An 11,829-nucleotide genomic window follows, 5' to 3' on the forward strand; every position below is an offset into this window, starting at 1 on the left:
CGTCCCTCATGAGCACTACCGGCACGATTCCCGCAGACGCCTTCTCGATCAAGAGCCCATACGGACGACGAGCGATCGGGCTGTCGATCGCCGCGGCAGTGGGTGGCTTCCTCTTCGGGTTCGACTCGTCGGTCATCAACGGCGCGGTCGACGCGATCGAGGGCAACTTCGAGCTCGACAAGGTGCTCACCGGGTTCGTCGTGGCCGTCGCACTCCTCGGCTGCGCGGTCGGCGCGATCATCGCCGGCGGGCTCTCGGACCGCTGGGGCCGCCTCAAGACGATGATGCTCGGCGCCGTCATGTTCCTGGTCTCGTCGATCGGATCCGGGCTGACCTTCAGCGTCCCCGACCTCATCGTGTGGCGCGTCGTCGGCGGCATCGGCATCGGCATCGCTTCGGTCGTCGCCCCCGCCTACATCGCCGAGATCGCACCGCGCCAGATCCGCGGCAGCCTCGCCTCGCTGCAGCAGCTCGCGATCACGCTCGGCATCTTCGCCGCGCTCCTCTCGGACGCGGTCCTCGCGAACAGCGCCGGCGGCGCCGCGGAGCAGCTCTGGCTCGGACTCGAAGCCTGGCGCTGGATGTTCCTCGTCGGTGTCATCCCGGCGGCCGTGTACGGCATCCTCGCGTTCACGATGCCGGAGTCGCCGCGCTACCTGCTCGCCAAGGGCCGCAACGACGAAGCCCGTGAGATCTTCTCGCGGCTCGTTCCCCCCGCGGACCTCGACAAGTCCGTCAACGACATCCGCTCCGCCATCGAGAACGACCGCAAGAGTAAGGGCGCGTCGCTGCGCGGACCCGTTCTGGGCCTCCAGGGCATCGTGTGGGTCGGCATCATCCTGTCGACGTTCCAGCAGTTCGTCGGCATCAACGTGATCTTCTACTACTCGACCACGCTCTGGAAGGCCGTCGGGTTCGACGAGAGCAACTCGCTGCTCATCAGTGTCATCACCTCGGTCACCAACGTCGTCGTCACCCTCATCGCGATCTGGCTCGTGGACCGCGTCGGTCGCAAGCCGATCTTGCTCACGGGCTCGGTGCTGATGACCCTGTCTCTCGCGACGATGGCGCTGGCCTTCGCCTTCGCGGTGACCGTCGACGGCGAGGTGTCGCTGCCCGGCGCGTGGGGTCCGATCGCCCTGGTCGCCGCCAACCTCTTCGTCGTCGGCTTCGGCGCCTCGTGGGGTCCGCTCGTCTGGGTGCTCCTCGGCGAGATCTTCCCCAGCCGCATCCGCGGCAAGGCTCTCGGTGTCGCCGCCGCCGCGCAGTGGGTCGCCAACTTCCTCATCACGGTGTCGTTCCCCGCGATGTCGGGCTGGTCCCTGCCGCTCACGTACGGCATGTACGCCCTGTTCGCGGCTCTGTCGTTCGTGTACGTCGCCTGGCGCGTGCCCGAGACGAAGGGCATGGAGCTCGAGCAGACCGAGACACTCTTCGTGCGGGGGCCCAAGGAGAAGTCCTCGCGCTGAGTCGCAGCCCGGTTCCGGGGACGCCAGACGTCGCCGGAACCGCCTCGCACCGACACGACGCGTCCCCGGAACGCCCTCCTCAGGGCTCCGGGGACGCTGTCGTCTGAGATCCGATCAGGGACGGACGGATGCCGCGACCTCGACCACGCGGTCGATCGACTCGTCCTCGCCCACCGACACACGGACGCCATCACCGGCGAACGGCCGGACGACGAGATCGGCGGCCTCGAACGCCGCGGCGACGTCGAGCGAGCGCTCCCCCGCGGGCAGCCAGACGAAGTTCCCCTGCGCGGTCGGCACGTCCCAGCCGATCTCGCGGAGCCGCACGATGAGGCGGTCGCGCCGCTCGGCGACGACGGCGACGCGCTCGCGCAGCTCGTCCTCGGCGTCGAGGCTGGCGAGGGCGGCGGCTTCGGCTTGGGCGGTGACGGACAGGGGGATGCCGGCGCTGCGGGCGGCATCGAGGATGCGGGGGTGCCCGACGGCGTAGCCGATGCGCAGGCCCGCGAGCCCGTAGGCCTTCGAGAAGGTGCGGAGGATCACGACGTTGTCGTGCCCGGCAGCGATGACCTGCTCGCCCTTGACCGCGGCGGCATCCGTCACGAACTCGACGTACGCCTCGTCGAGGACGATCAGCACGTCGGAGGGGACGGCCGCGACGAACGCGTCGAAGTCGGCCTGGGTCACGACGGCGCCCGTGGGGTTGTTGGGCGTGCAGACGAAGATCGCGCGGGTGCGCTCGGTGACGGCCGCGGCGAGCGCGGGCAGGTCGACGGCGGCGGCATCGTTCAGCGGGACCATGACGGGCGTTGCGCCCGTGACCGTCACGATGCCGGGGTACGCCTCGAAGGAGCGCCAGGGCAGGACGATCTCGTCGCCGACGGATGCCGCGGCCTGAGCGAGCTGATAGAGGATCGACACCGACCCGGCGGCGATGTGGATGCGGTCGTCGGTCACACCGAACCGCTCGGCGAGCCGGGCCCGAAGTCGACCGGCGAGCGCGTCGGGGTATCGGTTGAACGCGACCGCATTTCGCACAGCGGCCACGACGCCGGGGAGCGGATCGAACGGGTTCTCGTTGCTGGAGAGCTTGTAGGCGGTGGCGCCGGCCTGCTTGCCCTGCTTGTACGAAGGGAGGGCGGCGATCTCAGGTCGAACCCGGATGGGGATGTCGGTCACGCGACGAGTCTACGAGCGGGGCGGCGACCTGCGTGGGAGACTGCGGGCATGCGCTTCATCATCCGCGTCGTGATCAACGCATTCGCCATCTGGGTCGTCACGCTCATCGAGCCGCTGCGCGTCGAGGTCACGCCGTTCGCACCCGGAGAGACACTCCAGCTCGTGCTCTCGTTGTTGGCGGTCGCTGCGGTGTTCGCGATCGTCAACACCGTGATCGGCACGATCCTGAAGATCCTCGCCTTCCCGCTCTACATCCTGACGCTCGGTCTCATCTCCCTCGTCATCAACGGGTTCCTGTTCTGGCTCACGGGGTGGTTCACCGAGTGGTGGGGCTGGGGGCTGTCGGTGGAGTCGTTCTGGCTGGGCGTCGTCGCGGCCCTGCTCATCTCGATCATCAACTTCATCTTCGGGATCATCCTGCGTCCGCAGACGAAGGCGTGACGCCCTCCTCGGTGTCGTAGACGAAGACCTCGACCGATTCGGCCTGCCCGAACTCGGCCAGGCGTTGCCGGACGGCATCCATTCGCGGATCGGACGAGGCGTCGAGCATCTCGGCGGTCTCGGTGTAGGCATCCATCTGGTGGGAGTCGAGCCACGGCCAGGGGTTGATGTTCCGTTCGACGACCATGCTCCCCGTCGCACCGATCGAGGCGTCGTGTCCTCCGGCGGCCAGAAGGGGGACGACGTCGTCGCTGTGGCGGAAGTCGATCTGCAGGGTGTCCGCTCCCACGTCCGCCTGCACCGGGTTCCCGAAGCCGACCAGCATCGGCACGTCGTACTCCTCTTCGAGCGCGATGCGGCTCGCGATCATCGCCCCCTGCGAGTGACCGCTGACCATCACGGAGTCCCCCGGCTTCGCCCCGGCCCTTTCGAGTGCGATGCGCGTGGCCTCGTACGACGACGACGCGACCCCGAAGTACAGCGGCACATTCGTCGCCATGCCGAACGTCCCGATGTCGCCCTTGGTCCGCGTCCCCGAGACGTAGAGCGCGAACCGCTGACTGCCGCCGGGCATCGTGTAACGCTCGACGCGGATGTCTCCGGGACGCTCCGTGGACGGCTGCCGCCGCGCGAGACCCGACATCGAGTCGGGCGCCGTGCCCTCTCTCACGTTCATCAGCCGGACCGTCGGGGTCCTCGGGGCCCCCACGAGCGTGCTGCCGTCGGGGATTGCCCCCTTTCCCGCGGCTCGGATCGCAAGCGTCCCCACGCTGTACAGACCCACCGCGGCAGCGCCGAGCGTGCCGAGGAAGATGCTCGGCCAGAACAGCTCACCCGCGACCGTCGCGAAGGGGTTCGGAGCGTCGGCGACCGCCTGGTCCGCGAGGGCGGCGGCCGCCGGAGACGAAGCCTCGAGCTGCTCGATCCTGCGGGCCAGGAGCACCGCCTCGCGTCGATCGCCCGGGTCACCTGCTGCCGCGGCGGCCTGCCGAGCCTGCAGCTCGACGAGCTCGTACGCCGTGGCGGTGTTGCGAAGCGCCGTGACGAGCATCTCGCCCTGCTCGCAGACGGTCGTCGCGGCGGTGACCGGGTGCGCCGCGGTGCCTCCGATCATCGTCACGCCGAGCAGATGATCGACCTTCGCCAGGGCCGCGCGCAGACTCTCCGCGTCGGCGACCGCCAGATCGGCGCGGGCGGCAGCGTCGCGCAGCGTGGCCGTGTCCACAGCGACGACGCGTCCGCTCCGGATCTCGATGCCGCTCACTCACCCCACCGCCTGCATCCACTGGCGGTCGCTCCGCGTCTGGTCGATCACCGACGGGATCGACGCCGTCAGGCGTGCGATCTCGTCCTCCCAGGCCGAGACCGCCGCCCGGAAGGCGTCCGCGGCGGTCGCGCTCCAATCGACGACAGGCGCCAGACGGCGGACCTGGTCGAGGAGCTGGAGTGCCTGAGCCTCGGCTATCTGCAGCAGTGCGAGCGCTTGATCCAGGGCGGCGAGGCGCTCCTCGAGTGGAGCGCCCCAGAGATACGGGGACGGCGCGACGACATCTGACATGCGTCGAGGGTGACCCGCGGCATCCGTCGTCACTTCGGTTTCGGCAAAGGACGTGGATGCCGCGGCCACCGCCCGGTCTGTGCAGAAGGCCTCTCGATCAGCACAATGGAGAGGTGCCCGCGCCCGATGATGCTTTCCGCGTGGTTTTCGTGTGCACCGGGAACATCTGCCGCTCCCCGATGGCGGAGGTCGTCTTCCGGTGGTTCGCGGACCAGGCGGGCCTCGGCGACCTCGTCGTGTCGACGAGCGCCGGTACGGGCGAGTGGCACGTCGGGGAGAGAGCGGACAGCCGCACTCTCGACGCCCTCGACCGTCGCGGCTACGACGGCACCCGCCACCGCGCGAAGCAGTTCTCGCGCGAGGACTTCGACCGCAACGACCTCGTCATCGCGCTCGACCGTTCGCATGAGCGGATCCTCTCGGAGTGGGCACGCAGTCCTGCCGACGTCGACAAGCTCGCCCTCCTGCTGAGTTTCGACGCGCGCGGCGACGGAGCGCTCGACGTCCCGGACCCCTACTACGGGGGCCCTGCGATGTTCGACGAGGTGCTCGGTATGATCGAGAGCGCCAGCCGGGCGCTGTTCCGGCAGCTCGAACCCGCGCTTCGCCGGTGAGCGCACCCCCCACCGAACGGAGTCGCGTGTCCTCCCTGCCTTCGATGTCCCTGAGCCCGCTCGACGGCCGCTACGCCGCCGCCGTCGCGCCACTCGCCGAGTACCTCTCGGAGGCGGGACTGAACCGGGCCCGCGTCGAGGTCGAGGTCGAGTGGATCATCACGCTCACCGACCGCGGCCTGTTCGGCTCGTCGGCCCTGACGGATGCGCAGAAGGAGTCCCTCCGCGCCCTGTACCGCGACTTCGGCGCCGAGGAGATCGGCTGGCTCGCCGAGAAGGAAGCCGTCACCCGTCACGACGTCAAGGCGATCGAGTACCTCGTGCGCGACCGGCTCTCGTCGCTCGGGCTCGACGCGATCGCCGAGCTCACGCACTTCGCCTGCACGAGCGAGGACATCAACTCCGCCTCGTACGCCCTCACGGTCCAGCGCGCCGTCGAGCGCGTGTGGCTGCCGAAGTTGCAGGCCGTCATCGCCTCGCTGACGCAGTTGGCCGAAGAGCACCGGGATGCCGTCATGCTCTCGCGCACGCACGGTCAGCCCGCGACGCCCTCGACGATGGGCAAGGAGCTCGCCGTCTTCGCATGGCGCCTGCAGCGGGTGGCCGCACAGATCTCCCAGGGCGAGTACCTCGCGAAGTTCTCGGGCGCGACCGGGACGTGGTCGGCGCACCTCGCCGCGGAGCCCGACGTCGACTGGCCCGCGCTCTCGCGCGGCTTCATCGAGGGTCTCGGGGTCGGCTTCAACGAGCTGACGACGCAGATCGAGTCGCACGACTGGCAGGTCGAGCTGTACGACCGCGTGCGGCACGCGGGCGGCATCCTGCACAACCTCACCACCGACGTGTGGACCTACATCTCGATGGGCTTCTTCGCGCAGATCCCCGTCGCCGGGGCGACCGGCTCGTCGACGATGCCGCACAAGATCAACCCGATCCGGTTCGAGAACGCCGAGGCGAACCTCGAGATCGCCGGCGGCCTGTTCACGACGCTCGGCGCGACGCTCGTGACGTCGCGTCAGCAGCGCGACCTCACCGACTCGACGACGCAGCGCAACATCGGCGTCGCCTTCGGACACTCGTTGCTCGCGCTCGACAACCTGCAGCGCGGTCTCACCGAGATCTCGCTGTCGCGCGACGTGCTGCTCGCCGACCTCGACGCGAACTGGGAGGTGCTCGCCGAGGCGATCCAGACCGTCGTCCGCGCTGAGATCGTCGCGGGCCGCTCGCAGATCACCGACCCGTACGCCCTGCTGAAGGACCTCACCCGCGGCCGCCGCGTCGGCGCGCCCGAGCTCGCCGAGTTCGTGAACGGACTCGACATCGGGGATGCCGCCAAGGAGCGCCTGCTCGCGCTGACGCCCGCTGGCTACGCGGGGCTCGCCGACCGGCTCGTCGACCTGCTGCGCTGACGCGGCTGCGGGGCCGGTTTCCCGGTCCCGCTTCGGCTCCGTCGGATCAGTGCCCGGAAGGCGGTGCCTGACGGCGATCGGTGTCGCCCTCACCGCTCGACTGCTCGTCCTCGGGGTCGAGCAGCAGACCGCGCGTGACGGGCTTCGCCATCTTCGCCGGGTCGACGGCGAGCAGAGACAGCGCCATGATCACGAGGGTCGCGATGAACGTGATCCCCGCGACGACCCCGGCGATCGCCCACGCGCGCAGGTGCATGTCGACGGCTCCGGCGCGCTGCTCCTGCAGGACGCCCATCGACACGAGGGTGACGACGCCGGCGAACACCGCCGCGAGCAGGGCGAAGCCGAGCAGGTGGACGGGACGCATCAGGTCGCGGCGGGTGGGGTTCTTCTCGCTCATGCGCGGCCTCCAGCGGCATCCGTGTCGGCCGTCTCGACGGCAGCCGCCGCGTCGGGGCGGGGCGAGAACGCGGCGATCCCGAGGTACACGGCGACGATGGCCGCGTAGCCGCCGAAGACGCCGACGCCGATCGTCGACCCCGTGAGGGTGAACGAGCGACGCGCCTGTTCGATGTAGTACTCGAGCATGTAGTCGCGGGGGATGAACGCGAGCACCACCCCGAGGATGAGGGTGAGGCTACCGACGAACACCGCCTCGCGCGCCGCGGGATCGCCCCGGCGACGTCCGACGATGCCGATGATCAGTTCTGCGGCTCCGGCCGCGAGCGCCCAGACGAGGACGGTCGTGAAGAATCCGTCGACCGTCCGCACCACGGGAAGGGTCGCGATCATGCCTGCGACGATCGAGAGGATGCCGAGGAGCACCGCCTGCCAGCGTTCACCCGCCGGGAAGACGAGCCAGGCGGAGAGGATGAGGATGAGGGCGGTGGCGACGGCGAAGCCGCTGAACACCGACATCCCGACCTCGGCGGAGTGATCGACCGAGAAGGTGATCATGATCGCCGCGAGTGCCGCGAAAAGGGCGCGCCCCATCTGGAGGTGGCGCACCTCGAAGGCGCGGGGGGCAGCGTCAGACACAGGCGTGATTCTCACAGACGGGAACGGGATGCCCCCAGTTTAGGTCGTTCACCTGGTTCCGTCCTCCGCGGGGCGGGATGCGGTTGACTGGGCGCATGCTCTCGCGACGACGCACCTCCCCCTCCATCGCCGGTGTCGGCGTCGCCGCGGCCCTCCTGCTCAGCGGGTGCACGTCGGCCGAGGACCCTGCGGCCGAGTCGCCCTCCCCGTCGGCGCCCGCGTCGCCGAGCCCCACGCCGCCGCCGACCCCCACGCCGCCGCCGACCCCCACCCCGACACCGGTCCCCGCGCCCGAGACACCGCGGACCGTCGCGAGCGGGCTCGATGCGCCATGGTCGATGGCCGTGGTGGGCGACACCGTCTTCGTCAGCGAGCGCGACACCGCCCGCATCCTCGAGGTCGCCCCCGACGGGGCGACACGGGTCGTCGGGACGATCGCGGGCGTCGCCCACAGTGCCGAAGGCGGCCTGCTGGGACTCGCCACCGACGGTGATTCCCTCTTCGTCTACTCGACGGCGCGCAGCGGTAATCGCGTCGAGAGATACCCGCTGACCGGGGCGCCGGGCTCGTACGGTCTCGGCGGCCGGACGTCGGTCATCGACGGGATGCCGGCGGGCACCCATCACAACGGCGGCCGCATCGCGTTCGGCCCCGGCGGGATGCTCTACATCGCGAACGGCGACACGAGCGACGAGCCGGCGTCTCAGGATCCCGGCTCGCTGGCGGGCAAGATCCTGCGGATCGCCCCGGACGGCGGCATCCCGTCGGACAATCCCGATCCGTCCTCCCCCGTCTACAGCCTCGGGCACCGCAACGTGCAGGGATTCGCGTGGGCCGAGGACGGCACGATGTTCGCGAGCGAGTTCGGCCGGAACTACCGCGACGAGCTCAACATCATCGAGCCGGGCGGCAACTACGGGTGGCCGTACGTCGAGGGCACCGGCGGCGAGGGTGACGGGTTCGTCGATCCGGTGCAGACGTGGCCGACGGATGCCGCGAGCCCCAGCGGCATCGCCATCGTGAACGACACGATCCTCGTCGCCAACCTGCGCGGGCGCGTGCTGCGGGCGGTCCCCGTGGCGGACCCGTCAACGTCGACCGAGCTCTACGCCGACGAGTACGGCCGGCTCCGCGATGTGACCGTCGGCCCCGACGGCACGCTGTTCGTGCTCACCAACAACACCGACGGGCGGGGGTCGCCCCGCGACGGCGACGACCGGATCGTCAGTCTCGCGGTGCCGCGCGCCTGACCTGTTCGCGGATGCGCTGCTCGACGGCATCCGTCATCTCGATCACCGCGAACGAGACCGGCCACATCGGGCCGTCGTCGAGCTGCGCGGTCTCATCGAAGCTGACCGTGCCGTAACGGGTCTTGAACTTGGATGCAGGCTGCCAGAAGACGACGACCTTGCCGTCCTTCGCATAGGCCGGGAAGCCGTAGAACGTCTTCGGGTTCAGGTGCGGCGCCTCTTCGAGGACGATAACGTGCACGCGCTCGGCGATGAGGCGGTCGGTGCCCTCGAGCGCTGCGATCGCGTCGAGGCAGGCCTGGTTCTCCTTCTCGATCTTCGCGAGGCCCTTCAGGCCCTTCATCGCCTTGAGCTCGTCCGCCCGCTGCTTCATCGCGGCCTTCTCGGCGTCGCTGAAGCCGGCGCCCTCGCTGGTCTTGCCTGCCATGGTGGTTCCTTCCGGGTCTCCTGCCGATGTTGCCACTCGCGGGGTCGCGGGGCGAGAGCAGGTTCCGGGGACGCGTGATGTCGGGTGCGATGTCGACAGGCGGCGGGTCGCGTCCCCGAAACGCGCACCGGGTGGGTTCCGGGGACGCTACGTGTCGTGTGGGATGCCGCTCGGCGGCAGATTGCGTCCCCGGAACGACTCAGAGCGCGCGATAGGTGCGGCCGTGCGGGTGCGTGAGCGCGACGGGTTCGCCGTCGACCGCCAGCACGAAGTGGTGCCGCTCCCCGGGCGGCACCGCTCGCTCGAACTCCGGGAAGACGCCGAGCCCCTCGTTCGAGACCCAGAGGGCATCCGTCTGCGCCATCGTGCGGCGGAAGCGCTCGCGATCCTCGGGACTCAGGTACGCGAGCACCGCGGTGTGGAAGACCACGAGCGTCGCATCGGTGGGGGCGGACGCCGCGGCATCCGCGATCAGGTCGTTGAGGTCGCCGGCGCGGATCGGAGCGGGATCGGATGCCGCGACTCGCGCCGCCGCCGCGAGGCGGGCGCGGCGGTCATGGTGCTCGGGCCACACGAGGGCGTCGAGCCAGGCGAGCGTCTCGGGATCGGCGGGGTCGAGCGGGTTCAGGTCGATGCCGCCGCGCCAGACCACGTCGGGCAGATGCGTCGGCGGCGCGGTGTTCTCGATGCGGCAGTCGATGACGACGTCGGTCGGAACCACCGGGTCGATGCGCGTGACGGTGCCGTCGTCGGCGGTGTAGCGGTACGTGTACCGGTCGGGGTAGAGGCAGAGTCCCGCGGACGCTCCGACCTCGAGCAGGGCGAGCGGGCCCGGGATGCGTGCGAGCTGCGGCAGGAGCACGGCGCAGCGCGCGGCTTCGTTCGTCTGGGTCGCGTGGGTCAGCGCGACCTCGCGGATCCGAGGCCACCGCGCGATCGCCTCTCCGCGCGCGCCCTGCCATGACGCGATCGGCACGCCGACGACGCGCATCGCGGCGAAGACGAGGTTCGCCTGCCGCTTGGCGCGCGGGAGCTCGTCGATCAGCTCGAGCATCTCGGCGTCATCCGCGACCCCGAGCGCCCAGTCCTCGTACGCCGCGGACGAGCCGCGAGCCTCGAGCGCGCCGAACGTGCGGTAGTGCTCCGCCGTCGGCGAATCGGAGGCGACGCCCCACGACGGCAGATCGGTCATGCCGCGAGCGTAGCGCGGCGCGAGGTCCCGATCGGGCCGGGTATCCCGCGGCCATTCCCGGCCGGAGCGGGACGTCGACGGATGCCGCGGCGCGGCCTACCTGCAAGACTGAGCACGTGAAGATCGGACGCATCGCAGGACTCGTCATCGGCGCCCTCGTGGGCGCGATCCTCCTGCTCACCGTCTTCCGGTTCGACTGGCCGGTCACCGTGGCCGTCGTCGCTCTCGGTCTCGCGGCATCCGTGCTGCCCGGTCTGCTGATCGCACGCGCGAAGGCGCGGAAGGATGCCGCGGCCCGCGACGCCTGACTGCGCAACGGGTGCCGCGGCGCGGCCTACTCGGCGAGGAAGGCCAGCGCGGCCTCGCGGAACGCGCGGGATCCGGGCGCGTTGAAGTGGTGGCGGTCCGGGATCTCGACGAACCGGCCCTGCGGCGTCGCCGCGGCGAGCGTGCGGGAACCTTCGATGATGCCGTCCTTGGTCCCGGTCGCGAAGAGCACGGGCTGCGCGGGGGCGTTGCCCGGATCGGGGTCGACCGTGCCGGTCGCGCGCATGCCGCGGGCGATCGCGAGCAGCGCGCGCAGGTCGTTGCCGGGCACCCGCTCGGTGAGGGTGATGTAGTTCAGGGTCACGGCATCCGTCACCGGGGTCCCCTCGTCGACGTACGCCTGAACCTGGTCGAGGTCGAGGCGGCCGAGCGGCACGCCGTCGGGCACACCGCCGAGGACGACGCGCGGGATGCGGGGCTCCAGGTCGCGCGCGACCTCCCACCCCACGCGGGCGCCGAGCGAGTACCCGACGTAGAGCGCCTCGTCGACGAGGTAGGTGTCGAGGACGGCCTCGACGTCGGTGACCATCGTGCGGAGCGCATAGGCCCGCGACTCGTGCGGCTTGTCGCTGGCGCCGTGTCCGCGCTGGTCGACGGCGAGCACGCGGTAGCCCGCGCGCAGCAGGTCGCGCACCCAGCCCGTGTTCACCCAGTTGTCGCGGGCGCTCGAGGCGAACCCGTGCACGAGCAGGACCGTCGGGGCATCCGTCGGTCCCCACTCGTACGTCGCGACGCGATACCCGTCGCCGACCATGACGAACTGCGGGTCGGGGATCTCGGTGAGCGCGGGGAAGACGGTGGTCATCCCCCGATCATGCACCCGCCGGCCGGCTCGCCGGAATCGCTTGCGTCACGGCCCGCGGGTGGTGCAGGCGGGCCGAGGTCCCGATCCGGCCGGGAATGGCGGGGCAATTCCCGGCCCGGA

At 70.5% G+C, this 11,829-nt stretch carries 14 protein-coding genes; 6 read left to right on the forward strand and 8 right to left on the reverse strand.

The window, feature by feature from the left end; all coding sequences use genetic code 11:
• The first annotated feature begins 8 nt into the window (after positions 1 to 8).
• On the forward strand, positions 9 to 1,469 hold the full coding sequence (locus QE428_RS04685; RefSeq protein ID WP_133398997.1) for a sugar porter family MFS transporter: 1,461 nt from the start codon (positions 9 to 11) through the stop codon (positions 1,467 to 1,469).
• Positions 1,470 to 1,583: 114 nt separating this feature from the next.
• Here the strand turns inward: QE428_RS04685 and QE428_RS04690 are convergent, their stop codons facing one another.
• Entirely contained in the window at positions 1,584 to 2,648 is a 1,065-nt protein-coding gene (locus tag QE428_RS04690) for a histidinol-phosphate transaminase (protein WP_307463596.1), read from the reverse strand.
• A 48-nt stretch (positions 2,649 to 2,696) separates the two neighbouring features.
• Here QE428_RS04690 and QE428_RS04695 point away from each other — a divergent pair, with 48 nt between their 5' ends.
• On the forward strand, positions 2,697 to 3,089 hold the full coding sequence (locus tag QE428_RS04695) for a phage holin family protein (protein WP_133398995.1): 393 nt from the start codon (positions 2,697 to 2,699) through the stop codon (positions 3,087 to 3,089).
• On the opposite strand, the gene QE428_RS04700 is transcribed toward QE428_RS04695, so the two are convergent.
• Both QE428_RS04700 and QE428_RS04705 read right to left on the reverse strand, forming a co-directional pair.
• The gene (locus QE428_RS04700; RefSeq protein WP_307463599.1) at positions 3,061 to 4,353 is read right to left on the reverse strand and encodes a hypothetical protein; all 1,293 of its coding nucleotides are present in this window, start codon (positions 4,351 to 4,353) and stop codon (positions 3,061 to 3,063) included. The genes QE428_RS04695 and QE428_RS04700 overlap by 29 nt on opposite strands.
• Positions 4,354 to 4,647: a hypothetical protein gene (locus tag QE428_RS04705; RefSeq protein WP_091357741.1), complete on the reverse strand. Its 294-nt coding sequence runs from the start codon at positions 4,645 to 4,647 to the stop codon at positions 4,354 to 4,356.
• Between the two features lie 140 nt (positions 4,648 to 4,787).
• On the opposite strand from QE428_RS04705, the gene QE428_RS04710 reads away from it, so the two are divergent.
• Together QE428_RS04710 and purB are read left to right on the forward strand one after the other, a co-directional pair.
• Positions 4,788 to 5,261: a low molecular weight protein-tyrosine-phosphatase gene (locus QE428_RS04710; RefSeq protein WP_091357744.1), complete on the forward strand. Its 474-nt coding sequence runs from the start codon at positions 4,788 to 4,790 to the stop codon at positions 5,259 to 5,261.
• 26 nt (positions 5,262 to 5,287) lie between these two features.
• Positions 5,288 to 6,670: an adenylosuccinate lyase gene (gene purB, locus QE428_RS04715; protein ID WP_307463603.1), complete on the forward strand. Its 1,383-nt coding sequence runs from the start codon at positions 5,288 to 5,290 to the stop codon at positions 6,668 to 6,670.
• A 46-nt stretch (positions 6,671 to 6,716) separates the two neighbouring features.
• On the opposite strand, the gene QE428_RS04720 is transcribed toward purB, so the two are convergent.
• Entirely contained in the window at positions 6,717 to 7,070 is a 354-nt protein-coding gene (locus QE428_RS04720; protein ID WP_091357752.1) for a hypothetical protein, read from the reverse strand.
• Complete coding sequence (locus tag QE428_RS04725) at positions 7,067 to 7,708, reverse strand: acyl-CoA synthetase (protein ID WP_307463605.1); 642 nt, start codon at positions 7,706 to 7,708, stop codon at positions 7,067 to 7,069. Before QE428_RS04725 ends, QE428_RS04720 begins: the two co-directional genes overlap by 4 nt.
• Positions 7,709 to 7,803: 95 nt before the next feature.
• Here QE428_RS04725 and QE428_RS04730 point away from each other — a divergent pair, with 95 nt between their 5' ends.
• Positions 7,804 to 8,958, forward strand: a complete 1,155-nt coding sequence (locus tag QE428_RS04730; protein ID WP_307463607.1) for a sorbosone dehydrogenase family protein — start codon at positions 7,804 to 7,806, stop codon at positions 8,956 to 8,958.
• On the opposite strand, the gene QE428_RS04735 is transcribed toward QE428_RS04730, so the two are convergent.
• Together QE428_RS04735 and QE428_RS04740 are read right to left on the reverse strand one after the other, a co-directional pair.
• Entirely contained in the window at positions 8,933 to 9,385 is a 453-nt protein-coding gene (locus QE428_RS04735; RefSeq protein WP_307463610.1) for a hypothetical protein, read from the reverse strand. The genes QE428_RS04730 and QE428_RS04735 overlap by 26 nt on opposite strands.
• A 199-nt stretch (positions 9,386 to 9,584) precedes the next feature.
• Positions 9,585 to 10,577: a DUF2332 domain-containing protein gene (locus QE428_RS04740; protein WP_307463613.1), complete on the reverse strand. Its 993-nt coding sequence runs from the start codon at positions 10,575 to 10,577 to the stop codon at positions 9,585 to 9,587.
• Positions 10,578 to 10,693: 116 nt separating this feature from the next.
• Here QE428_RS04740 and QE428_RS04745 point away from each other — a divergent pair, with 116 nt between their 5' ends.
• Positions 10,694 to 10,885, forward strand: coding sequence for a hypothetical protein (locus QE428_RS04745; RefSeq protein WP_307463615.1), 192 nt, complete (start codon positions 10,694 to 10,696; stop codon positions 10,883 to 10,885).
• Positions 10,886 to 10,911: 26 nt separating this feature from the next.
• Here the strand turns inward: QE428_RS04745 and QE428_RS04750 are convergent, their stop codons facing one another.
• Entirely contained in the window at positions 10,912 to 11,709 is a 798-nt protein-coding gene (locus QE428_RS04750) for an alpha/beta fold hydrolase (RefSeq protein ID WP_133398987.1), read from the reverse strand.
• Positions 11,710 to 11,829: the final 120 nt, after the last annotated feature.

The organism is Microbacterium sp. SORGH_AS_0505, assembly GCF_030818715.1.
Lineage (GTDB): Bacteria > Actinomycetota > Actinomycetes > Actinomycetales > Microbacteriaceae > Microbacterium.